The following is a 23069-nucleotide window of genomic DNA, read 5'->3' on the forward strand; positions in this document are numbered from 1 at the left end:
ATTGCGCGCTGCATCGCGGCTGGAGCCGCGGCTCTCTTGCATCGCGCATGTCGAGCTTGATGCGGCTCAGATCGCTTCGCCGCGCGCTCCGAGCGCGGCGTTACGGATCGCGGCGATGTTGGTCTTGTAGGCTTCCTGCGTGCCGCCCCTGAACACCGAGGTGCCGGCGACGAACGCGTTGGCGCCGGCGGCGGCCAGCGCGCCGGCGACGTCGGGGCCGACACCGCCATCAACCTCGATGTCGATCGGGCGGCCCGCGGTCATCGCGCGGATATCGCGGATCTTGCCGATCGCGGAGGGGATGAAGGCCTGGCCGCCGAAGCCGGGATTGACCGACATCACCAGCACGAGGTCGATCAGGTCGAGGACGTATTCGAGCGCGCTGATCGGTGTGCCCGGGTTGAGCGAGACGCCGGCCTTCTTGCCGAGCGCGCGGATCGCCTGCAGGGAGCGGTGCAGATGCGGACCTGCCTCGGCATGCACGGTGATGTGGTCGCAGCCCGCTTTCGCGAACGCTTCGAGATAGGGGTCGCAGGGCGAGATCATCAGATGCGCGTCGAAGATCTTCTTCGTATGCGGGCGCATCGCCTTGATGATGTCGGGGCCGTAGGAAATGTTGGGCACGAAATGCCCGTCCATCACGTCGAGATGGATCCAGTCCGCACCGGCCGCGTCCACCGCGCGGACCTCTTCGCCGAGCCTGGAGAAATCCGAGGCCAGGATGGAGGGCGCGATCGCCAGGGGGCGGGGGCTGAGGGCTTGGGTCATGGGCGTTGTTTCCCGTGGCGGCCGAAGGAGGTGAGGCCTCGCCTAACATGGGCATTTGCGCCGGGCAATGCAGGGCAGGCGTCGTTCCTGTGGGCGGAAATTTCTGCCCTCTGCGGCATGAATTGCCGATGTTCCCGGGGCTCCGAGGGCGCGGCCAAGCCGGATTTCATTGAGCTTTTCGTGCTGGCACGGTGCTTGCTGACACAAGCGTAAGAACATTGGCCGCGGCATGCCGCATCGGTTGGAGTAGTGCAATGTTGTTCGCCCTCGGTGCCGTCTCGACTGCGCTCGATGCGATCCAGTCGCTGACGAGCTCGAAATCCTCGTCGGCGCAGAAGACGGGCTTTTCGCAAGGCGCGACCAACCCGTTTGCGATCGACAGCGGCAACGGCACGAGCAGCACGGCGACCTCGTCAGTGAACTCGGGCAATTGTCCGCAGATCGCGCCGGAGACGATGAGCGCGCTGCTTGCTGCGCAAGGCCAGTCGTCGGACGGCACGAGCACGTCCGTCAGCTCGACCTCGTCGATGAGCAGGCAGGATGCGCTGAAGGATCTGTTCTCGCAGATCGATGCCGATGGCGACGGCAGTATCACCAAGTCGGAGTTCGAGAACGCACTGGGCGCGGGTGGTACCAATTTGGCGCAGGCCGATGACGTGTTCTCGAAGCTCGATGCAAATTCCGATGGCAACGTCAGCCTCGACGAGATGTCGAAGGCGCTGAAGAGCGGCCATCACGGCCACCATCACGCCCAGGGCGCGAGCAGCTCGGGCGATGCGTCCGGCAGCTCGCAGTCGGGCGGTTCGACCTCGACCACGACGACCAACGCCGATGGCTCGACCACCACCACGGTCACCTATGCCGACGGTTTCAAGGTGTCGACGACGGTTCCGGGCGTGTCGGGCGCCGGCAACGCAGCCTATAACTGGTTCGAGCAGATGATGCAGCGCCAGGGGCAGGCTTCGTCCGCGACCGCATCTTCATCGATGTCGATGAGCGTGTGAGCCTGGGCGTCTTCCGCCAATGACGGTGTCATGCCCCGCGCAGGCGGGGCATCCAGTACGCCGCGGCCTCTCGATTTCACACGACCGTCTCTCGCATACTGGATCGCCCGGTCTTCGCCGGGCGATGACGCGTGACGCGTGGGGAGAGGGGTGTCCCTACTATGCGCCGAACTTATCCCTCCACGCCGGCAGCGCGTCCGCGAACGGCAGCGCGGTGGCACTGTGGACGCCGCGTGCGATCGCGCGCGCGACCACGTTGGCAGCGACCATGCCGAGCTCGGTGAGCTCGACCAGCGGCTCGATCGGTTTCTCGCAGGTGGCCGCCGCAAACAGCACGTCGCCGTCGAGCGGGGCGTGGACGGGATAGATGGCGCGGGCAAATCCGGTCTGCGCGATCATCGCGAGCCGCTTGGCCTGCGCCTTGGTTAGAACAGCATCGGTGACGACGAGGCCGATCGTGGTGTTCTCGCGCGCGCTTGCGGCCGGGCCGCCCTTGATACGCATCGCCAGCATGTCCGGTGTGAACCCGGCCGGCAAGCCGCGCCCGCCGAACTCGCCGTTCTCCTCGAACGGCGAGGCCCAGAACCACGGCCCGTCACCAACTGTGACGCTGCCGACCGCATTGACCACCATGATCGCGGCGACCTTGACGCCGTTCGCCGTCATGGCCGATGCCGAGCCGAGCCCACCCTTGAAGGTCGCCGTGGTGGCGCCGAGGCCGGCGCCGACGCTGCCGAGAGCGAAGTCGGTGCCGGCAGAGGCGGCCGCGGCGTAGCCGAGATCGCGATAGGGCGAAAAGCGGCCCCAGGACTTGTCGCCGCCATTGAGCAGATCGAACACGATCGCGCCGGGCACGATGGGGATCACGGCTTCTCGGATCCTGAACCCGCGGCCCTGTTCGGCGAGCCAGGCCTGTACGCCGCCGCCGGCATCGAGCCCGAAGGCGGAGCCGCCCGACAGTGCGATCGCGTCGACGCGCTCGACCGTGTTGGCGACATCGAGCAGCGAGACCTCGCGCGTGCCGGGTCCTCCGCCGCGGACGTCGATCGCCGCCACCGCCGGGGAATCGAAGATGATCGCGGTCGTGCCGGAGGCGAGCTTGGCGTCGTCGGCGTGACCGACGCGAACGCCGGCAATATCGGTGAGAAGGTTTTTCAAGGACGGCACTCCTGGGGCAGGCGACCTGCCTGAAGCGATAGCGCAGGCGCCGGGCCCGCTCAACTGGCGAGCGCCGTCCTGATCATCCTGGCGAGCTCGGACTTGCGGTAGGGCTTTGCCAGGAGCAGCACGCCGGAATCGAGGCGGCCGTGATGGACGATGGCGTTCTCGGTGTAGCCCGAGGTGAACAGCGTCTTCAGGTCCGGACGCCGGCGTGCCGCCTCGTCGGCAAGCTGACGGCCGTTCATCGCGCCCGGCATGATGACGTCGGTGAAGAGCAGGTCGATGCCGGTATCAGCATCGATGACGGCGAGCGCCTCGGCCGCGTTGGCGGCTTCGAGCGCGGCATAACCGAGGCTCTTGATCTGGGTCACGACATACTGCCGCACCAGGGCGTCGTCCTCGACGATCAGGATCTTCTCGTCGCCGCCGGTGATCGGCACATTCTGCAGCGCCTCGTACTCGGTCTCCTGCACGCCGGTCGAACGCGGCAGGTAGATCTTCACGCTCGTGCCGTGGCCTTCCTCGCTGTAGATCTTGATGTGGCCGCCGGATTGTTTGACGAAGCCGAACACCATACTGAGCCCGAGGCCCGTTCCCTTGCCGACCTCCTTGGTGGTGAAGAAGGGATCGAATACCCGATCGATCAAGTCGGGCGCAATTCCGCTGCCGGTATCGCTGACCGCGATCATCACGTAGTTGCCGGGTGCGACGTCGGCGTTCATGCTGGCATAGCCGTCGTCGAGAAAGACGTTACGGGTCTCCAGTACGAGCGTGCCGCCGTCGGGCATGGCGTCGCGCGCATTCAAGGCGAGATTGAGGATCGCGGTGGTGAGCTGGTTCGGATCGATCAGCGCCGGCCAGGCATCTTCGGTGAGTTGCGGGGTGATGGTGATCTGCTCGCCAAGGGTCGGATGCAGCAGCTTGGCGGCTTCGAGCATCAGCCTGTTGACGTCGATTTCGCGCGGCTGAAGCGGCTGCTTGCGGGCGAAGGCGAGCAGATGCTTGGTGAGCTGCGCGCCGCGCTCGGCGGCATCGTCGATCAGCTTGGTGATGGCGGCAAGCTCGGGACGATCGGCGACGGCATCCGCCAGGATGCCGATCGTGCCGGTGATGACGGTCAACACGTTGTTGAAGTCGTGGGCGACGCCGCCGGTCAACTGGCCGATGGCATCCATCTTCTGGACCTGCCTGAACTGGGCCTCGGCAGCCTGTTTCTCGGTCAGGTCGCGCCCGATGAAGAAATGGCGCTTCACAGGCTCCGACCAGGTGCCCATCCAGTTCAGCGTAACCTCGTGACCATCGTAGTGGTAGTAGCGCGCCTCGAAGCTGCGCTTGATCTGGCCACGTCGCGCCGCGCGCATCTCGTTGCGCGTACTCTCGAGATCGTCGGGATGGATGAACTCGGTCGCGCTGTGCCCGATCATGTCCTCCGGTTTGAGGCCGAGGATGGTGGTCACGCTCGGGCTGACCTGGACGAAATTGCCGTAGCCGTCGGTGACTAGGATCAGGTCCTGCGACGTCTCGAAGATGCGCTGGCGTTCCTCGACCTCCCGGCGCAGCTTCTCCCTGGACTGCATCTCCTCGGTGATGTCATGCGCGATCTTGGAGATGCCGATGATCTCCCCGCCCGCCGCCCTCAGCGGCGAAATGTTGAGCACGACGTCGAGCTGACGGCCGTCCTTTCGCAGCCGCACCGTCTCGTGCTGAGCGATCGATTCGTTGCTGCTGATGCGGTTGAGAATGTTACGGACTTCCGGCTTGCGGTCCTTGGGCACGATGAGATCGATCGGCTTGCCGATAGCCTCGGTGGCGTAATGGCCGAATAGGCGCTCGGCGGCCCTGTTCCAGCCGGTGATGATGCCGTCGAGGGAAGTCGTGATGATGGCGTCATTGGAGGACTCGACGACGGCGCCGTACAGCGCGAGACGCTTGCCATAGAAGTCGCGATCCGAGGCCGACTGCTCGCGCAGCCTGCCGACGAGGTCGACCGTATGCGCCTGGAGACGGACATTCTCGATCAGCAGCGCCGCGAGCACGAAGATTGCAGCGCAGAGGCCGTAGAGACGACCGGCGTAGAAGCCGAGATCGAAACGGGCACTGTTGAAGATCCCCGACAGCGCGATATCGAACAGCCAGGCGCACATCACCGCCATAAGCCAGACGTCGATCACCGCATGCGGCCGCCTGAACCAGAGGCCAATCAGGGCGGCAAAGCTCAAAGACCACACGAACGAGATCACGCCTACCTGCGCCGTCGTGAAGCCGCCGCCTTCCTTCAATAGTGCCGGAAGCAGATCGTGGCGTGCGGTGACGATCCAGGTGACGGCCGCCACCGCGGCGCCGACACCGAGCACGCTGCCGATGATCGCGTTTCGCGTCGGGCCCGAGATTTCGACCCCTCCGTTCACCCCTTTCCACCAGACATAGGCCAGCACGAACAGCGGAAAGCCGCCGTGCCAGATCATATAGAGCCAAGCGGTTGTCTGCGGGCCGGAGCCAAATAGTCCACTCGGCGCGAAAAGGCCGGGAAAACTCAGCGCGTGGACTACAGCGGCTGCCGCTGTGAACAGATAGCCGCTCGAAAGCCACAGCAATGCACGGGTCCGCAACGCGGCGAATTGCGAGAACAAGAGGACTGCCGTGATGACGTCACAGACGGCGAGAGCGGATTGATAGCTCGCGATGAAGGCCGGCACGCGTTCAAGCGGCATACCGGCAAAGGGTACGGCCAGCGCGAACAGGATCGAGGAAACACCGACGATCACCAATGCTGCGGTGTGATCCTTCGATGTGGCCGGCACGGTCGAAAGAAATGTGCTTCGATCGATCGAAGGCACGGTCACCTCTTGCAGACCGGTTTTGCTCATTCCCGCAAAATCCATTCGAGCCGGCAGCCTTGACCTCCATGGTAGCGGGTTCCGGGCGCGCATTCCGAACCGATGCGGCCGCGGCTCAACCGAAGGTTACAGCTTGCTTAATTCTCGTGAGAACACGGAATAGGGTCAGGGTAAGATGCGCTTTACTGGACGGTGCCATAATGCCCATCCGCTGCGGCGGGTTCCAGCTTTGAATCATCCGATTTTGATTTCAGGATCCGGGGTGTTCCCATGACCCGAATTCTCATCATCGACGACCAGAAGGATGTCCGCGCGATGGTCGCGATCCTGCTGCGGGTCAATCGTTACGAGGTGGTGGAGGCCGGTAGCGGCGCCGCCGGGCTGAAAGCCTTCGAGGAAAACTCCTTCGACGCAGCGATCGTGGACATTTTCCTCGGCGATACCAGCGGCGTCGACGTCATTGCGACCCTCCGCGAGTGCGTACCGGCGCTGCCGATCGTCGCGGTATCCGGGATGACCGCGCTCGATTTCATGGAGCAGTCGCCCCACCTCGCCAACGTGGTCTGCCTGCAAAAGCCGTTTCGGCCGAACGACCTGCTGCAGGCGCTGCAGACCGCGCGGGCGGCCGTGCTTGGCGAGGTGCGTGCGGCGGTCTGACCGCACCGCAAAAAGAAACGCCCCGGCAAGCCGGGGCGCTGTCTCGATTGGATGGCGTGAGGGCACCGGCTAAGGCCGGCAGAGCCCTCCGCACGCTGTGTGCTTCAGGTGCCGCCGCCGACGATTTCGGCGTAGCCGCCCTTGGCATCCCACTTGTAGACGACATAGTCGATCTGCTTGATGTCGCCCTTGGCGTCGTACTCGATCGGCCCGATCACCGTGTCCCACTTGCCGGCTTTCATCGCCGCCATGACCTTCTTGGCGTCGGTGCTGCCCGCCTTCTTGGCCGCCTGCGACCAGACCTGCATCGCGGCGTAAGTGTAGAGGGTGTAGCCCTCGGGATCGATGCCCTTGGCTTTGAAGGCCTCGACGATCTTCTTCGCGGTCGGCTTGTTGCGCGGATCGGGACCGAAGGTGAACAGCGTACCTTCGCCGGCCGGGCCGGTGATGGAGGCGTACTCCTTGTCGGCGAGCGCGTCGCCGGCCATCAGCACCGTCTTGAGGCCCTGATCGCGCATCTGGCGCAGAATCAGGCCGCTCTCCTGGTGGTAGCCGCCGACATAGACGAGATCGATGTTGTCGCGCTTCAGGCGCGAGACGATCGCGTTAAAGTCCTTGTCGCCCTTGTTGTAGGACTCGTACATCTTCTCGGTGATGCCGGCCTTGTTGAGCGCCTTCTTGGTCTCATCGGCAAGACCCTTGCCGTAGGTGGTCTTGTCGTTGAGGATCGCGATGTTCTTGCCCTTGAAGTTCTTGGCGATGTACTGCGCTGCGATCAGGCCCTGCTGATCGTCGCGGCCGCAGACGCGCGCCACGTTCCAGAGCTTGCGCTCGGTGAACAGCGGGTTGGTCGAGGCGGGCGTGATCTGCAGTACGTTACCATCGGCATAGGCTTCCGAGGCCGGGATCGACGACGAGGAGCAATAGTGCCCGGCCACGAACGGCATCTTTGCGCTGGAGATCTTCTCGGCGACTGAGCGCGCCTGCTTCGGATCGCAGGCGTCGTCCTCGACGTCGAGCGCGAGCTTCTTGCCGTTGACGCCGCCGGCGGCGTTGATGTCGGCCACGGCCATCTCCGCGCCGTTCTTCATCTGACGGCCGAAGGCGGACTCGCCGCCGGTCATCGGGCCAGCGACTGCAATTGTGACATCCTGCGCGAACGCCGCGCTCGACAGCGCGATCGATGCGCCGAATGCCAGACCGATGAGCTTCAGTGATTTCATGAGATACCTCGCGGGGTGATCGCCTGTGGACGTTGCCGGGCAAGCCCGGCTCAAACCGGCGCCATTCTCGAATGATTTTCGGGAGAAGTCACCGGCAAAATACGGGCAGCGGCGGGGTATCTCGCCAGATTCGGCCGTACTCGGTCGGTCCCGGCGCCGTCAGCCGTGACGGCCGCCCTCCAGATAGGCGGCGCGAATCTCCGAGCGCTGCAGCAACTCGGCCCCGGTTCCGGCCAGCGTGATCAGGCCATTGACCATGACATAGCCGCGATGGGCGAGCTTGAGCGCATGGTTGGCGTTCTGCTCGACGATCAGCACCGTCAGGCCGTCCTGCCGGTTCAGGACGCGGATCGCGTCGAAGATCTGGCGCGCGATCAGCGGCGCGAGCCCGAGCGACGGCTCGTCGAGCAGGAGCAGGCGCGGGCGGCTCATCAGGGCGCGGCCGATCGCCAGCATCTGCTGCTCGCCGCCGGACAGCGTGCCGCCGCGCTGGGCGTAGCGTTCCTTTAGCCGCGGAAACAGCGTGAAGACGCGCTCGAGCGTAGCGTCCCGTTCCGCGTCCGTGCATCCGGTGGCATCCGCTCCCATCTGGAGGTTTTCCGCGACGCTCATGCGCGGGAAGATGCGCCGGCCCTCGGGCGATTGCGCGATGCGCAAATGCGCGATCTCGTGGGTCGGGACATCGGTGATGTCGCGGCCCTCGTACAGGATCTGGCCGGCGCGGGCGCGCGGCTTGCCGAAGATCGTCATCATCAGCGTCGACTTGCCGGCGCCGTTGGCGCCGATCAGCGCGACGATCTCGCCGGCATTGATCTCGATGTCGACGCCCTTCAGCGCCTCGATCTTGCCGTAGGCGGCGCGCAGGCCGCGGATCGCGAGCAGGGGCGCGGTCACGACCCGCTCTCCATCACGGCGATGGCCTCTTCCTCATCGGCGCCGAGATAGGCGGCGATCACCTTGGGATCGTCGCGGATCTCGCGGGGCGAGCCTTCCGCAATCTTCACGCCGTGGTCCATCACCACGATGTGGTCGGAGATCTCCATCACCACCGACATGTCGTGCTCGATCAGGAGGATCGAGGTGCCTTGCTCGTTGCGGATCGACAGCAGCAGCTCGCTCAGGGCGGCGCTCTCGCGCGCATTGAGGCCGGCGGCAGGCTCGTCCAGGCACAGCAGCGCGGGCTCGGTGCACATCGCACGCGCGATCTCGAGCCGGCGCTGGTCGCCATAGGCGAGGTTGCCGGCCGCATCGTCGGCGCGGTCGAGCAGGTTGACCCGTCGCAGCCATTCGGTGGCGAGCTCGATGGCGCTCGCTTCTGCGCTGCGGTAAGTGGGCACGCCGATAAGGCCGAGGAAGGTGAATCCGGAGGCGCGCATCAGCGTGTTGTGCTGCGCCACCATCAGGTTTTCCAGCGCCGTCATGCCGGGAAACAGGCGGATGTTCTGGAACGTGCGCGCGACCTTGGCCCGCTTGGCGATGCGGAAGTCGTTCAGCCGCTCCAGCGCGATCTCTCTGCCGTCGTCGTGGGTGAGACGGATGGTGCCGCCGGTGGGTCTGTAGAAGCCGGTGATGCAGTTGAACACGGTGGTCTTGCCGGCGCCGTTCGGCCCGATCAGCGCCGTGATCTTGCGCCGCTCGGCCGAGAGGGACAGGTCGTGCACGGCGACGATGCCGCCGAAGCGCATCGTGAGCCGGTCGACTTCCAGGATCGTCTCGCCGCTCATCCGTGACCTTCCTTGACGAGGTCAGAGGAGATCGCCTGCGCCTTGGTCAGGTATACCGTCGGCGCGCGGTGGCCGATCAGGCCGCGCGGCCGCCAGATCATGATCAGCACCATCGCCATGCCGAACACCAGCATGCGGTAGGTTTCGAGCCCGCGGAACAGCTCGAAGCCGCCGATCATGGTGAGCGCGGCGAGCGCGACGCCGAGCTGAGAGCCCATGCCGCCGAGCACGACGATGGCGAGTACCAGTGCCGATTCCTGGAAGGTGAAGGACTCCGGGCTGATGAAGCCCTGGCGCGTGGCGAAGAACGCGCCGGCAAAGCCGCCGAACATCGCGCCCGTCGCGAACGCCGTCAGCTTCGTGGTCGTGGTGTTGATGCCGAGCGCGCGGCAGGCGACCTCGTCCTCGCGCAGCGCTTCCCAGGCGCGGCCGATCGGCAGGCGGCGCAGGCGGATCGTCACCCAGTTGGTGAGGAGGGCGAGGGCTAGGATCACGTAGAACAGGAAGACGATGCGGTGCGTTGGCGAATACTCGATGCCGAGCTTGGCGGCGAGCCCGTCGTCGCTGCTGTCGAGCGGGATGCCGAACAGCGTAGGCCGCGGAATGCCGGAGACGCCGTTCGGTCCGCCGGTCAGGTCTTGCCAGTTGATGATGACGAGGCGAATGATCTCGCCGAAGGCGAGCGTCACGATCGCGAGATAGTCGCCGCGCAGCCGCAGCACCGGGAAGCCGAGCATCACGCCCCAGAGGGCCGCGAGCATGCCGGCAAGCGGCAGGCAGACCCAGAACGACCAGCCGAAATTGGTGGCGAGCAGCCCGTAGGAATAGGCGCCCACCGCGTAGAAGGCGACGTAGCCGAGGTCGAGCAGGCCGGCGAGCCCGACCACGACGTTGAGGCCCCAACCCAGCATCACATAGGTGAGGACGAGTATCCCGAGGTCGAGGATGTAACGCTGGTCATAGAAGATCACGGGCATCAGCAGGGCGAAGATCAGAAGCGCCGGCGCGAGAAAGCGGCCGAGGAATGTTATTCCGCTTTGCACCGCAGGCGGCACGAGCCGTTCGGCGCCGCTCGGACCGATCCATTGCCGCAACAGTTCGATCACGATCGAGCCGCCGAACACGACGGCGACGAGGGAGGCGAGCTCGCCGAAGCGCGTCCAGTAGGTGAGCTGGCCGTCGGAGCCGGCCTCGGTGCGGATGCCGACCATCAGCGAAAACAGCACCACCGCGACAGTTGCGTTGATGACGGCGGTTTTCAGGATGGAGAGGATGCCCGCTCTGGGTTTGGCCGGCATGGTGGGGGAGGTTGTCACGCGGCCGGTCCGTCAGACTTTTTCGACTTCGGGACGACCGAGCAGGCCAGTCGGCATGAAGATCAGGACCACGATCAGGATCGAGAATGCGGCGACGTCCTTGTACTCCACGGAGAAATAGGCCGACCAGAACGTCTCGATCAGGCCGATTGCGAGTCCGCCCAGCATCGCGCCCGGCAGCGAGCCGATGCCGCCGAGCACGGCCGCGGTGAACGCCTTGATGCCGGCGACGAAGCCCATGAAGAAATCCACCAGACCATAATAGAGCAGGTACATCAGGCCGGCGACAGCGGCGAGCGCCGCCCCGATCACGAAGGTCATTGAGATGGTGCGGTCGACGTTGACGCCGAGCAGGGCCGCCATGGTCTGGTCCTGCTCGCAGGCGCGCATGTCGCGCCCGAGCCGGGTGCGCGAGACCAGCCAGGTGAAGATCGCCAGCAGCACGATGGTGATGATGACCACCATGATCTGGATGTTCGAGAGCTGGATCACGAAGCCCTCGGGGCTCTCATGCAGCGTGTAGCCGCCGGTGATGAAGGGCGGGATCGGCTTGACACGGGCGCCTTGCGCAACTTGCGAGTAGTTGGTCAGCACGAACGACATGCCGATCGCCGACAGCATCGGGGCGAGGCGGAAGGAGTGGCGCAGCGGCCGGTAGGCGATGCGCTCGATGGTCCAACCATAGAGCGCGGTGATCGCCATCGACACCAGAAGCACCACGAGCAGGATCACCGGCACCGCCGTCACGCCGATCGAGATCAGGATCAGAAAGGTGATCAGGGCGATGAAGCCGCCGATCATGAAGATATCGCCATGGGCGAAATTGATCATGCCGACGATGCCGTAGACCATCGTGTAGCCGATCGCGATCAGGCCATAGATCGAGCCGAGCACGAGGCCGTTGATGAGCTGCTGGGCGAAGTAATCCATAGGCTGCCGTACCAAACCTGTCGCGGCTCAAAGGGAGCTCTTTAGAGAGTTCTTGGGCCCCGGCAGCCCTTGAGCGTTCGTTCGTTTGGTTTTTCTTAACAGGACGGAACTGGCCGCCGCAACAGGCCAGGCCTCAGCAGAAAGGCTTGTACAGAGGTCATTTTTCGCCGCTGGTTCCCAGATGCAGGGAGGAACCCGGTTCCGCGGGCAACCAAAATGCGGGGCGGCCGTTATTTCGCCTCTGACGTCCAACAAGGGAGTTCCCCCGAATGACGAAGCAGCAGAACCAGAATCCGGGCCAGCAGAGTCAGAACCCCGGCCAGCGCACCCCTCAGCAACAGCAGGGCGGCGGTCAGAAACCCGGACAGCAGCAGCAGGATCCGATGCGCCAGGGCGAGAAGCCCGGCCAGCAGGGCGGTCAGCAGGACAACAGGTAAGACTGATAGCCCAAGGATGAGTAAGAATAGGGTGGTCCCGTCGAAGGGCGGGGCCTTTTTTGTGGCTGCCGTCATTCCGGGGGCGCGCGTGGCGCGAACCCGGAATCCATCGGGCCGCAGGCGCTGTGGATGAATGGATTCCGGGCTCGCCGATCGCGCGGTGCCCGGGAATGACGGGAGCGGGGAACAGTTAAGGTAAACAAAGGGTTTAAATTGCCGCCTCAGTCTGATGCGAGTTAGCTCCCGGAAAGATCGCCGCCGTCCGTCGCGGGCCGCGGCAAACGAAGCGGGAAGCGGCATGTTCAGGAATTGGCGGATCGGCTCAGTCAACGGCGCGCTGCTGGCGGCCTATTTCATCCCGGCCTGGTCGCTCGTTGCCTTCAACATCATGGTGGCGCCGGTGCACGGCCTCTACGAGCGGCCGAGCGTCGCGGTCGCGCTGTTCCTCAGCGACCATCTCCAGTTGGCGGGGCTGAGCACGGTGCGTGCCGCCTGGCTCTTGGCACTCGGCCGGGCGACCGTGGTGGCGTTCTTTGCGATCTACCTCGCCCTTCTGTGCATTCCCCGCGCCCGCAAGACCGGCGGTAGCGACGAGGCGCTCGGCATCGCGCTTGCGATCGGCAGCCTGATCTCGTTCACCAGCATGGTGATGGCATCTAAGGTGGGCGAGATGGCCGCACTTCGGCTGCATGCCACCGAGCTGCTGCTGCTGCTCGGTGCTGCGATCGTGATGGTGATCGAACGGCCGGAGGCGCCGCAGGCCAATGAGGCCGCCGCACTGCTAGGTCTTGAGCAGGCCGAGCTCCTGCACAATCGCTGAGGCTTCCTTCACGGCGTGGTTCGCCGCCGGAACGCCGCAATAGATCGCCTGCTGCAACAGGATCTCCTTGATGTCGTCGGGCGTGAAGCCGCCCTCGGCAAGCGCAGCGCGCACGTGCAGGCGGAATTCGTCCCATTGCCCGAGCGCGACCATGGTGCCGATCACCAGCACCCGTCTCGTGCGTTCGTCGAAATGCGGCCGGGTCCAGATCTCGCCCCAGGCATAACGGGTGATCAGGTCCTGGAAGTCGGTGTTGAACGCGTTGCGGTTGGCGATCGACTTGTCGACCCAGGCATTGCCCAGCACCTTGCGGCGCACATTCAGTCCGGCATCGCGGCGCTTCTGGTCGTCCATCCTATCCTCCTCTCCGTCATTGCGAGCGCAGCGAAGCAATCCAGAAATGTGTCCGCGGAAACAGTCTGGATTGCTTCGTCGCTACGCTCCTCGACGCGTTGTGAGATCAGCGTTGCGTCAAGAATCCCACCACCGCGTCGGTGAAGGCGTGCGGCTGCTCGACGTTGGAAATGTGGGCGGCGTCTATGATCGTCATGCTCGCGCCGGGAATCTTGCTGCGGATCAGCTCGCCCGCCGAGATCGGCGTCGCCATGTCGTGGCGGCCGGCGATCACCAGCGTCGGGCTCTTGATCTTCGGCAAGAGCTCGCGCTGGTCGAGCGTCGACAGCGCCTCGCAGCAGGCGAGATAGCCCTCGACCGGGGAGGCGAGCAGCATCGACTTCATGTTCGCGGTGATCTGCGGTTCGCGCTCGCGGAAATCGGCCGTCAGCCAGCCGGCGAGCACGGCATCGGCGACCGCTGCGATGCCGCCTTGCTTCACCGCCTGGATGCGCTCCAGCCATTTGGTCGGCTCGGCATAGTAGCAGGAGGTGTTGGCAAGGACGATCTTGCCGACCCGCTCCGGCGCGTTGGCACCCAACCACTGGCCGACCATGCCGCCCATCGACAAGCCGCACCAATGCACCTTCTCGATGTTGAGATCGTCGAGGATCGCGATCACGTCGCGGCCAAAGCGCTCCATCGAATAGGGGCCCGGGGCTACGCCTGACTTGCCGTGGCCGCGGCGGTCGTAGCGGATGACGCGGAACACCTGCGTCAGGGCCTTCATCTGCGGCTCCCACATCTGCAGCGTGCAGCCGAGCGAATTGGAGAGCATCAGGGTCGGCCCGCCGTCGCGGCCTTCGACGGAGACGTTGAGCAGGCAACCGTCGGCATCGATCATGGGCATGGCGGCATCTCCGTTCTATTCGCGGTCGAGGCTGTCGAGCAGGCGGTCGATCAGGGCCTGCGACGCTCCTTGATAGGCCATCGGCTCGAACAATGCCGCAATTTTTTCCGGCGGCAGATGCGCGGTGACCTGCGAATCGGCTGACAGCACCTCGCGCAGATGCTTCTTCTCGGCGACCGCGCGCTTGCTCGCGGCCTCGACGAGATGATGCGCGTTGCTCTTGCCGACCTTCTCGGCCAGCGCCATCGACACCGCTTCCGCCATGATCAGGCCGTGTGTCGCATCGAGATTGCTGCGCATGCGGCTTGCGTCGACGTCGAGGCCCTCGGCGATGTCGACGATGGCGGCGAGCGCGCCTGAGGTAACCAGCATCAGTTGCGGCAGCGTCGGCCATTCCGCGTGCCACGGGCCGGCGCTGCGTTCGTGATCCTGCACCTGGGCGGCAAGGATCGTCGCGGCGAGCTGCGGCGCCATGGTCGCGGCGCCAAGGGCGCTTGCGGCCGCGACCGGGTTGCGCTTGTGCGGCATGGTGGAGGAGCCGCCCCGTCCTTCGCCGGCGGGCTCGAACGCTTCGGCGACATCGGTCTGCATCATCAGCGAGACGTCGCGGGCGATCTTGCCGCAGCTTCCGGCGAGAATCGCCAAGCTTGAAGCAGCCTCCGCGATCCGGTCGCGATGGGTGTGCCAGGGCGCTTCGGGCAAAGCGAGATTCAGCTCCTGTGCGAGCCGTTCGGCAACCGCGAGGCCTTTGTCGCCGAGCGCTGCGAGCGTGCCTGCGGCGCCGCCAAATTGCAGCGCGAGGCCCTCGCGGCGAAGCCGCCGCAGACGGCAGCGCGCGCGGGCGAGGCTTGCGGCGTATTCGGCGGCCTTCAGCCCGAACGGCATCGGCAGCGCGTGCTGGAGCCAGGTCCGTGCCACCATGGCGGTGTTGCGATGGCTGCGCGCCAACGCGGCAAAGCCCTTGATCGCGCGGCTGAGGTCGGCGTCCAGCGCGTCGCTGCCGGCACGAAGCGTGAGCATGGTCGCGGTGTCGATGACGTCCTGGCTGGTCGCGCCCCAATGCACGTAGCGCGCAGCCTCGCTGTCCGTCTTGGCGACATTGGCGGTCAGCGCCTTGACTAGTGGAATCGCCAGGTTGCCCGACCTGGTGGCGCCTTCGGCCAGGGCCGCGAGATCGAACGAGCCAGCCTTGCAGGCGGCTTCGATCGAAGCGACCGCGGCCGCGGGAATCACACCGATGGCAGCTTCGGCCCGCGCCAGGGCGGCCTCGAAATCGAGCATGTTCTGCAGGGTGGACCGATCATCGCAGACGGCCCGCATGGCGGCGCTCGACAGCATCGGCGCGAGCAGGGGAGAGAGGGATGTGCTCATGTTGCGCGGGACCTAACCATCATGGCCCGGCTCTGCCAATCCAAATCCGCTGGCGCAAGCATTTTGCGGTTGCGAATATGCATTGCACGTGACCGGGCGCCGCCCTTTCCTTTGCGGCGTCCGTGCGTTACTTGAGCAGCACGAGCAGTAATCCGATCCGGGAGGCGCCCCATGGCCATGACAATGAACGGCGAAGTCCAGCTTGCGGCGTCGCGCGAGGCCGTGTGGGCCAAGCTCAATGACCCCGAGGTGCTGAAGGTCTGCATCCCCGGCTGCGAGGAGATGGAGAAGACCGACGACGGCGGTTTTCGCGCGGTGGCCAAGATGAAGGTCGGCCCGGTATCGGCGCGCTTCAGGGGCAAGGTGATGCTGAGCGATCTCGACCCGCCGAACGGCTACAAGATCTCCGGCGAAGGCGAGGGCGGTGTGGCCGGCTTCGCCAAGGGCGGCGCGGCCGTGAAGCTGTCGGACAAGGACGGCGGCACGCTTCTGTCCTATGACGTCGAGGCGCAGATCGGCGGCAAGTTGGCGCAGCTCGGCCAGCGCCTGATCAACGGCGCCGCCAAGAAGCTCGCCGACGAATTTTTCGCGAACTTTGCCAAGGCGGTACAGGGCTAACGGCCCGTCGCCTTCGTCATGGCCGCCTGCGCTTTGGGCGATGTTGCCCGATGGTGGAATGGCCCATATGATGGGCTGGAATAATTATAAGAACCGCTTCGACGGGACCCGTCGGGGCGCTGATAGAGAGTCTTATGGCAAAAATCTCCCTCATCGTGAACGGCAATCCTGTCACGGCCAACATCGATCCCCGCACCCTGCTGGTGCAGTTTCTGCGCGAGAATCTGCATCTCACCGGGACCCATGTCGGCTGCGACACCTCGCAGTGCGGCGCCTGCGTCGTGCACCTCGACGGCAAGGCCGTGAAGTCCTGCACCACGCTCGCCGTGATGGCCGACGGCCACGAGGTCAAGACCATCGAGGGGCTGGCCGCCGATGGTGCGCCGCTGCATCCGATGCAGGAGGCCTTCCGCGAGCACCATGGCCTGCAGTGCGGCTTCTGCACGCCGGGCATGATCATGACCGCGATCGACATCGTCCACCGCAAGGGCCACGAGCTCGACGACCACACCATCCGCGAGGAGCTGGAAGGCAATCTCTGCCGCTGCACCGGCTATCAGAACATCGTCGCCTCGATCGCCGCCGGCGCCAAGGCGATGGCGAAATCCGATCTCGCCTAACTCCGATTCTCCCGCGCAGTCCGCGATCAGGAAGCCCTCATGTACGAATTCAAATATCACCGTCCCGGGACCGTGCGGCAGGCAGCCAATCTCCTGGTGAAGAACGAAGACGCCAAGGTGATCGCCGGCGGCCACACCTTGATTCCCGTCATGAAGCAGCGGCTCGCGAGCCCGCCGCATCTGGTCGACCTCTCCCATATCGAGGGGCTCGACACGATCGAGATGAAGGGCCGCTCGCTGGTGATCGGCGCCACAGCCAAGCATGCCGACGTCGCGAGCTCGGCCATTGTCGGCGAGGCGATCCCGGCGCTTGCGAACCTTGCCGGCGGCATCGGCGATCCGGCCGTGCGTCACAAGGGCACGATCGGCGGCTCGCTCGCCAACAATGACCCGACGGCGGACTATCCGGCCGCAGTCCTCGCGCTCGGCGCAACCATCGTCACCAACAAGCGCCGCCTCAAGGCCGAAGAGTATTTCCAGGGACTGTTCTCGACCGCATTGGAGGCCGACGAGATCATCACCAAGGTGATGTTCCCGCTGCCGAAGAAGGCGGCCTACGTCAAATTCCGCAACCAGGCTTCGCGCTACGCGTTGGTGGGCGTGTTCGTCGCGCGCCGTCCGTCCGACGTGCGCGTCGCGGTCACCGGCGCAGGCTCCGAAGGCGTGTTCCGCGTCACCGCGTTCGAGGAAGCGTTGAAGAAGCGCTTCTCCTCGAAGGTGCTGGACGGCATCAACGTGCCGGCAGAGGGTCTGAACAGCGACATCCACGGCAGCGCCGAATACCGCGCGCACCTGATCGGCGTGCTGACGCGGCGGGCCGTCGACGCGGCCAATGCCAAGGAGTGAGGCTTCCTCACTCCTCGGCTCCAACTTGTCCTCCGGTGAGGGCGTAGCGAGACTGGCTCTTTCATGACTTCAGCGGCCCTGCCGGCATCGGTCGATGCGATGCTCGAACTTCTGACTTCGCGCGGTTACCTCGCGGAGCGGTCGCTCGCCACAGTGACCTATCTCGCGCTGCGCCTGGGCCGGCCGCTGTTTCTCGAGGGCGAGGCCGGCGTCGGCAAGACCGAGATCGCGAAAGTGCTCTCGGTGGCGCTGGGCCGGAAGCTGATCCGCCTGCAGTGCTACGAGGGCCTCGACATCTCCTCGGCGGTCTACGAGTGGAACAGCGCCGCGCAGATGATCGCCATCCGGATGGCGGAAGCCGCCGGCGATACCGATCGCGAGCAACTCTCCAGCGACATCTTCGCCGACCGCTATTTGATCAAGCGGCCGCTGCTCCAGGCGCTGGAGCCGGATGTCGCAGGTCCCCCGGTGCTGCTGATCGACGAGCTCGACCGTGCCGATGAGGCATTCGAGGCCTACCTGCTCGAAATCCTCAGCGACTTCCAGGTGACCATTCCGGAATTCGGCACCGTGAAGGCGCCGCATCCGCCGATCGTCATCATCACCTCCAACCGCACGCGCGAGATTCACGATGCGCTGAAGCGGCGGTGTCTCTATCACTGGGTCGACTATCCCGCGGCCGAGCGTGAGCTCGCGATCGTCAAGACTCGCGTGCCCGGCATTTCCGCAAAACTGTCGCAGCAGGTCGTGCGCTTCGTGCAGGCACTGCGCAACCAGGACTTCTACAAGTCGCCGGGTGTTGCCGAGACCATCGACTGGGCCACTGCGCTGTCCGAGCTCGATGCCCGCTCGCTGACCCCGCAAGTGGTCGGTGACACGCTGGGTGCGCTGCTCAAGTACCAGGACGACATCGTGCGGATGCAGGGCGACACCCTGCAGAAGGTGTTGAAGGACGCGACGAGCGAGAGTGTTGGACCATGGCCATCAACCACCTTGCGCCTGACAAGACCGAGCAGTTCGCCGACAACATCGTCGGCTTTGCGCGCGCGCTGCGCGCGGCGGGCCTGCCGGTGGGGCCGGGCGCGGTCATCGATGCCATGAACGCGCTGCAGGTGATCGAGATCGGCAGTCGCGCCGATGTCTTCACCACGCTGGAGGCGATCTTCGTCAAGCGCCATGAGCATGCGCTGATCTTCAAGCAGGCCTTCAACCTGTTCTTCCGCGCCTCGGAAGAGTGGAAGCACATGCTGGATTCTGTGCCGCTGCCCGATCACGCCAAGAAGAAGCCGCCGCCGGCCTCGCGCCGGGTCCAGGAGGCGCTGTCGCAGCCGCACATGACCGAGACGCCGCAGCACCAGGAGCAGGATCTGCGCCTGTCGGTCTCCGACAAGGAAATCCTCCAGAAGAAGGATTTTGCGCAGATGAGCGCAGCGGAGATCACGGAGGCACTGCGCGCGATCGAGAAGATGCGGCTGCCGCAGGCCGAGCTTTTGACCCGCCGGCAACGGCCCGATCCACGCGGCTTGCGGCTCGACCTGCGCCGCACGCTGCGCGCGTCTTTACGCACCGGCGGCGACATCATCGACCTCCATCATCTCGGCCGGATCGAGAAGCCGGCGCCGATCGTGGCGCTACTCGACATCTCGGGCTCGATGAGCGAGTACACCCGCCTGTTCCTGCATTTCCTCCACGCCATCACGGATGCGCGCAAGCGCGTCTCGGTATTCCTGTTCGGCACCCGCCTCACCAACGTCACCCGTGCGCTGCGCCAGCGCGATCCCGACGAGGCGCTGGCGAGCTGCTCGGCCGCGGTCGAGGACTGGGCCGGCGGCACGCGCATTGCGACCTCGCTGCACAACTTCAACAAATTGTGGGCGCGGCGCGTGCTGAGCCAGGGCGCCATCGTGCTGCTGATCTCCGACGGGCTGGAGCGGGAGGCCGATTCCAAGCTCGCCTTCGAGATGGACCGGCTGCACCGATCCTGCCGGCGGCTGATCTGGCTGAACCCGCTGCTGCGGTTTGGCGGCTTCGAGGCCAAGGCGCAGGGCATCAAAATGATGCTCCCGCACGTTGACGAATTCCGCCCCGTGCATAATTTGAGTTCGATCCAGGAGCTGATCAAAACGCTCTCCCAGCCGCTGCCGCCGCATCACCGCAGCCTGATCCGCTCCGCAGCTTGAGAGGTGGCCTATGCTCGATCGCGACGAGGATATCCTGAAGGCGGCGGAGGACTGGCAGAAGGCCGGTCGTGGTGTTGCGCTCGCCACCGTGGTGGAGACCTGGGGCTCGGCGCCGCGGCCTGCGGGCTCGAGCCTCGTCATCAACGACGAAGGCACGTTCCTGGGCTCGGTCTCCGGCGGCTGCGTCGAGGGCGCCGTGGTCACCGAGGCGATGGACGTGATCGAGAGCGGCAAGCCCAAGATGCTGGAGTTCGGCGTCGCCGACGAGACCGCCTGGAATGTCGGCCTGTCCTGCGGCGGCACCATCCGCGTCTTCGTCGAGAAGGTCGGCTAGCCGTGAAGCTCGAGATCCTGCACGAACTCAATTCCGAGCGCGCCGCGCGGCGGCCGGTGATCCTGGTGACTGACACCGAGAGCGGCGAGCAGCGGCTGGTGAAGGCCAAGGACTTTGCCAGGGATTCCTTACGCGCCGAGCTTGAGAAGCAGCTTCGGATGGGCAAGAGCGCCAACGTCGAGGCCGGGGGCAAGAAGCTGTTCCTCAACGTCTACGCGCCGACCGCAAAGCTCGTCATCGTCGGTGCGGTCCATATCAGCCAGGCGCTCGCGCCATTGGCGCGCTCGCTCGGCTATGACGTCACCGTGGTCGATCCGCGCACGGCGTTTGCGAGCCCCGAGCGCTTCCCCGACGTTCCGCTGGTCGCCGAGTGGCCCGACACGGCGCTGCCGCCGCTCAATGTCGATGCCTACACGGCCTTTGTCGCGGTGACGCACGATCCGAAGATCGACGATCCCGCGCTGCTGCACGCCTTCGAGCGCGGTTGCTTCTATATCGGCGCGCTCGGCTCGCGGAAGACGCACGCCAAGCGCGGCGACCGGCTGCGGGCGCAGGGCGCGAAGGAGAGCGACATCGCGCGCATCCACGCGCCGATTGGCCTTGCGATCGGCGCGGTCTCGCCGTCCGAGATTGCGGTCGCGATCATGGCCGAGATCACGGCGGTGCTTCGGCTGCCTCCAAAAGAAAAAGAAGAAGCGGCATGAAATTCGGCCCGGCGAGCCCCAAGGATGCGATCGGCGGGGTGACCGTCCATACCCTGCGCCAGGGATCGCTGGTGCTGAAGAAGGGCACGACGATCGGCCCTGGCGAGGTCGAGACGCTGGAGCGCGCCGGCATCAAGGACATCGTGGTGGTGCGCATGGAGGAGGGCGACGTCTCCGAGGACGTCGCGGCCGCCAGCATCGCGCTCGCCGTCGGCGGCGATGGCATCCATGTCGAGCGCGCGTTCACCGGCCGCGCCAATTTGTTCGCGGCGCGCCCGGGCGTGCTGGTGATTGACCGCGCCGCGGTCGACCGCATCAACAACATCGACGAGGCCATCACCTTTGCCACGCTCTCCGCCTTCAAGCCGGTGGTCGAAGGCGAGATGGTCGGCACCGTCAAGATCATTCCTTTCGGTGTCGAGGAAAGCTTGCGCGATGCCGCGGTGAAGGCCGCGGGCAAGGACGTGATGACGGTCGCACCCTACGTGATCAAGCGCGTCGGCGTGGTCTCGACGCTGCTGCCGGGCTTGTCCTCCAAGGTGGTCGACAAGACGCTGCGCGTCACCGCCGAGCGGCTCGCGCCGGCTGGTGCCAGCATCATTGCAGAGCGGCGCGTCCCGCACGAGCAGCGGGAACTGTCGGCCGCGATCAATGAGCTGCTCGGGTTAGGTGCCGAGCTCGTGATCGTGTTCGGGGCCTCCGCGATCGCTGACCGTCGCGACGTGATCCCGGCGGCTGTTACGGGAATAGGCGGCGAGATCGAGCATTTCGGCATGCCGGTCGATCCCGGCAACCTCCTGTTGATTGCGCGCGCCGGCGGCGTGCCGGTGCTGGGTGCGCCGGGCTGCGCGCGCTCGCCGGTCGAGAACGGGTTCGACTGGGTGCTGATGCGGCTCTTGGCCGGCATCAAGGTGACGCGTGCCGAGCTGATGGGCATGGGCGTCGGCGGCCTGTTGATGGAGATCGTTACGCGGCCGCAGCCGCGCGCCAAGCCCGAGACTGAGGGCAACAGACAGGTCGCGGCTATCGTGCTCGCGGCGGGACGCTCGACCCGGATGGGCGGACCGAACAAGTTGCTTGCCGAACTCGACGGCAAGAAGCTGGTACGCCTCGCGACCGAGCAGGCGCTGGCGTCGAAGGCATCGGAGGTGATCGTCGTCACCGGCCATCAGGCCGAGCTGGTCGAGCAGGCCCTGCAAGGCCTGAAGGTGAAGTTCGTCCGCAATCCGGATTTCGCCGGCGGCATCGCAAGTTCGGTCAAGGCCGGCATCGCGGCCGTGCCAGAGGCTTGCGACGGCGTCCTGGTCTGCCTCGGCGACATGCCGCTGATCGATTCCGGCCTGATCGATCGCCTTATCGACGGCTTTGCGCCGGACCGCGGCAATCTCATCGTCGTTCCCGTGAGCGAAGGCCGTCGCGGCAATCCCGTGCTGTGGTCGCGCCGCTTCTTCAGCGAGCTGATGACGCTCGACGGCGACGTCGGCGCGCGCCATCTCATCGCAAAGCACGCCGAGGCTGTCGCCGAAGTGCCGGTCGACGGCGAGAGCGCCTTCCTCGACATCGACACGCCGCAGGCGCTTGAGGCGGCAAGACGCGGATAACGGTGCCGTAGGGTGAGTTAGCCCTGCGGCTGCGCGAAGCGCAGTCCACTAAGCGTAACCCACCATCTCACAGCGGAAAGAGAAGTGGTGGGTTACACTGCGCTAACCCACCCTACGAATTCATCCGCGCCTTTCGACTCCCGTTTTCAACCACTCGTTCACCATCTGGAAACGACCGCCGCTTACAGTCGCCGCCACCTGCCTGGGGGGAGGGGTTTTTCCATGGCTTCGAATGTCGTCGCGCGCCGTTGCGCGATGTTTTGCTTTGTCTTTTCGGTTGTTGTCACTGGCGCCCGTTACATCACCGAAGCCCACGCCGCCGGTGCGTTCGCGGTCGGCAAGTGCGGCGCCTACGGCCAGGCTTATGACTATGCCGGCGAGCACGAGGCGCGTGCGGCGGCGCAGAGGCAGTGCAAGGGCGAGTGCACGACGGTGACGATGAAGCGCGCCTGCGCTGCGATGTCGATCGATCTCAGCAATCCCTGCGGTGCCTATGGCTACGCCGTCAAGCCGAAGATCTCGGCCTCGCTGAATGCCGCCACGCGCGAATGCTACAAGTATGGCGGCAAGGAATGCGTGATCCGCGCCTGGGCCTGCGACGCGAAGGGGTGATTCCCCTTGCCGTCATGCCGGGGCGATGCGACGGTACCGCGCGAAGCGCGGCCCGGAGCATCG

The 23069-nt window shown here is 65.4% G+C and carries 23 protein-coding genes and 1 pseudogene; 13 read left to right on the plus strand and 11 right to left on the minus strand.

Annotated features, from left to right (window positions below; translation table 11 throughout):
* Positions 1–66: 66 nt before the first annotated feature.
* Entirely contained in the window at positions 67–768 is a 702-nt protein-coding gene (gene rpe, locus MTX21_RS00600) for a ribulose-phosphate 3-epimerase (RefSeq protein WP_280970023.1), read from the minus strand.
* 254 nt (positions 769–1022) lie between these two features.
* On the opposite strand from rpe, the gene MTX21_RS00605 reads away from it, so the two are divergent.
* Positions 1023–1772, plus strand: a complete 750-nt coding sequence (locus MTX21_RS00605) for an EF-hand domain-containing protein (RefSeq protein ID WP_280970024.1) — start codon at positions 1023–1025, stop codon at positions 1770–1772.
* Between the two features lie 159 nt (positions 1773–1931).
* Here the strand turns inward: MTX21_RS00605 and MTX21_RS00610 are convergent, their stop codons facing one another.
* A complete protein-coding gene (locus tag MTX21_RS00610) occupies positions 1932–2930 on the minus strand; it encodes a P1 family peptidase (protein ID WP_280970025.1) in 999 nt (332 codons plus the stop codon).
* Positions 2931–2989: 59 nt separating this feature from the next.
* Positions 2990–5800 carry a PAS domain S-box protein gene (locus MTX21_RS00615; protein WP_280970026.1) on the minus strand — a complete coding sequence of 937 codons (2811 nt, stop codon included), beginning with the start codon at positions 5798–5800 and terminating at the stop codon, positions 2990–2992.
* Between the two features lie 240 nt (positions 5801–6040).
* On the opposite strand from MTX21_RS00615, the gene MTX21_RS00620 reads away from it, so the two are divergent.
* Positions 6041–6427 carry a response regulator gene (locus MTX21_RS00620; protein WP_280970027.1) on the plus strand — a complete coding sequence of 129 codons (387 nt, stop codon included), beginning with the start codon at positions 6041–6043 and terminating at the stop codon, positions 6425–6427.
* 104 nt (positions 6428–6531) lie between these two features.
* On the opposite strand, the gene MTX21_RS00625 is transcribed toward MTX21_RS00620, so the two are convergent.
* From MTX21_RS00625 to MTX21_RS00645, 5 genes are all read right to left on the minus strand, one after another.
* Positions 6532–7650 (minus strand): branched-chain amino acid ABC transporter substrate-binding protein, encoded by a 1119-nt coding sequence (locus MTX21_RS00625; RefSeq protein ID WP_280970028.1) that lies wholly within the window; start codon positions 7648–7650, stop codon positions 6532–6534.
* 159 nt (positions 7651–7809) lie between these two features.
* Positions 7810–8544 carry an ABC transporter ATP-binding protein gene (locus MTX21_RS00630; protein ID WP_280970029.1) on the minus strand — a complete coding sequence of 245 codons (735 nt, stop codon included), beginning with the start codon at positions 8542–8544 and terminating at the stop codon, positions 7810–7812.
* A complete protein-coding gene (locus MTX21_RS00635; protein WP_280970030.1) occupies positions 8541–9374 on the minus strand; it encodes an ATP-binding cassette domain-containing protein in 834 nt (277 codons plus the stop codon). The genes MTX21_RS00630 and MTX21_RS00635 overlap by 4 nt, the downstream gene beginning before the upstream one ends.
* Entirely contained in the window at positions 9371–10672 is a 1302-nt protein-coding gene (gene livM, locus MTX21_RS00640) for a high-affinity branched-chain amino acid ABC transporter permease LivM (protein WP_280970936.1), read from the minus strand. The genes MTX21_RS00635 and livM overlap by 4 nt, the downstream gene beginning before the upstream one ends.
* A 30-nt stretch (positions 10673–10702) precedes the next feature.
* The gene (locus MTX21_RS00645; RefSeq protein WP_280970031.1) at positions 10703–11620 is read right to left on the minus strand and encodes a branched-chain amino acid ABC transporter permease LivH; all 918 of its coding nucleotides are present in this window, start codon (positions 11618–11620) and stop codon (positions 10703–10705) included.
* A gap of 269 nt (positions 11621–11889) precedes the next feature.
* Here MTX21_RS00645 and MTX21_RS00650 point away from each other — a divergent pair, with 269 nt between their 5' ends.
* Both MTX21_RS00650 and MTX21_RS00655 read left to right on the plus strand, forming a co-directional pair.
* On the plus strand, positions 11890–12057 hold the full coding sequence (locus MTX21_RS00650; RefSeq protein WP_279376904.1) for a hypothetical protein: 168 nt from the start codon (positions 11890–11892) through the stop codon (positions 12055–12057).
* Between the two features lie 298 nt (positions 12058–12355).
* A complete protein-coding gene (locus tag MTX21_RS00655; protein ID WP_280970032.1) occupies positions 12356–12877 on the plus strand; it encodes a hypothetical protein in 522 nt (173 codons plus the stop codon).
* Here the strand turns inward: MTX21_RS00655 and MTX21_RS00660 are convergent.
* The 3 genes from MTX21_RS00660 to MTX21_RS00670 form a co-directional block, all read right to left on the minus strand.
* Entirely contained in the window at positions 12839–13231 is a 393-nt protein-coding gene (locus MTX21_RS00660) for a carboxymuconolactone decarboxylase family protein (protein WP_280970033.1), read from the minus strand. The genes MTX21_RS00655 and MTX21_RS00660 overlap by 39 nt on opposite strands.
* 106 nt (positions 13232–13337) lie before the next feature.
* On the minus strand, positions 13338–14120 hold the full coding sequence (gene pcaD, locus MTX21_RS00665) for a 3-oxoadipate enol-lactonase (RefSeq protein WP_280970034.1): 783 nt from the start codon (positions 14118–14120) through the stop codon (positions 13338–13340).
* A gap of 15 nt (positions 14121–14135) precedes the next feature.
* Positions 14136–15491 (minus strand): 3-carboxy-cis,cis-muconate cycloisomerase, encoded by a 1356-nt coding sequence (locus MTX21_RS00670; protein ID WP_280970035.1) that lies wholly within the window; start codon positions 15489–15491, stop codon positions 14136–14138.
* A gap of 171 nt (positions 15492–15662) precedes the next feature.
* Between MTX21_RS00670 and MTX21_RS00675 the strand changes: the two genes are divergently transcribed.
* The 9 genes and pseudogenes from MTX21_RS00675 (at position 15663) to MTX21_RS00715 (ending at position 23006) form a co-directional block, all read left to right on the plus strand.
* On the plus strand, positions 15663–16109 hold the full coding sequence (locus MTX21_RS00675) for a carbon monoxide dehydrogenase subunit G (protein ID WP_280970036.1): 447 nt from the start codon (positions 15663–15665) through the stop codon (positions 16107–16109).
* Positions 16110–16243: 134 nt separating this feature from the next.
* A complete protein-coding gene (locus MTX21_RS00680; RefSeq protein ID WP_280970037.1) occupies positions 16244–16729 on the plus strand; it encodes a (2Fe-2S)-binding protein in 486 nt (161 codons plus the stop codon).
* Positions 16730–16768: 39 nt separating this feature from the next.
* A complete protein-coding gene (locus tag MTX21_RS00685; protein ID WP_280970038.1) occupies positions 16769–17575 on the plus strand; it encodes a xanthine dehydrogenase family protein subunit M in 807 nt (268 codons plus the stop codon).
* 63 nt (positions 17576–17638) lie between these two features.
* A pseudogene (locus MTX21_RS00690) lies at positions 17639–18544 on the plus strand (MoxR family ATPase); the annotation flags it as partial.
* Between the two features lie 8 nt (positions 18545–18552).
* Positions 18553–19755, plus strand: a complete 1203-nt coding sequence (locus MTX21_RS00695) for a VWA domain-containing protein (protein WP_280970039.1) — start codon at positions 18553–18555, stop codon at positions 19753–19755.
* Between the two features lie 10 nt (positions 19756–19765).
* Entirely contained in the window at positions 19766–20089 is a 324-nt protein-coding gene (locus tag MTX21_RS00700) for an XdhC family protein (protein WP_008564652.1), read from the plus strand.
* Between the two features lie 2 nt (positions 20090–20091).
* A complete protein-coding gene (locus MTX21_RS00705; RefSeq protein ID WP_280970040.1) occupies positions 20092–20793 on the plus strand; it encodes an XdhC family protein in 702 nt (233 codons plus the stop codon).
* Complete coding sequence (locus MTX21_RS00710; protein WP_280970041.1) at positions 20790–22394, plus strand: molybdopterin-binding/glycosyltransferase family 2 protein; 1605 nt, start codon at positions 20790–20792, stop codon at positions 22392–22394. The genes MTX21_RS00705 and MTX21_RS00710 overlap by 4 nt, the downstream gene beginning before the upstream one ends.
* Before the next feature lie 222 nt (positions 22395–22616).
* Positions 22617–23006, plus strand: coding sequence for a DUF4189 domain-containing protein (locus MTX21_RS00715; RefSeq protein ID WP_280970042.1), 390 nt, complete (start codon positions 22617–22619; stop codon positions 23004–23006).
* Positions 23007–23069 lie beyond the last annotated feature (63 nt).

The sequence above is a fragment of the Bradyrhizobium sp. ISRA430 genome (assembly GCF_029909975.1).
Lineage (GTDB): Bacteria > Pseudomonadota > Alphaproteobacteria > Rhizobiales > Xanthobacteraceae > Bradyrhizobium.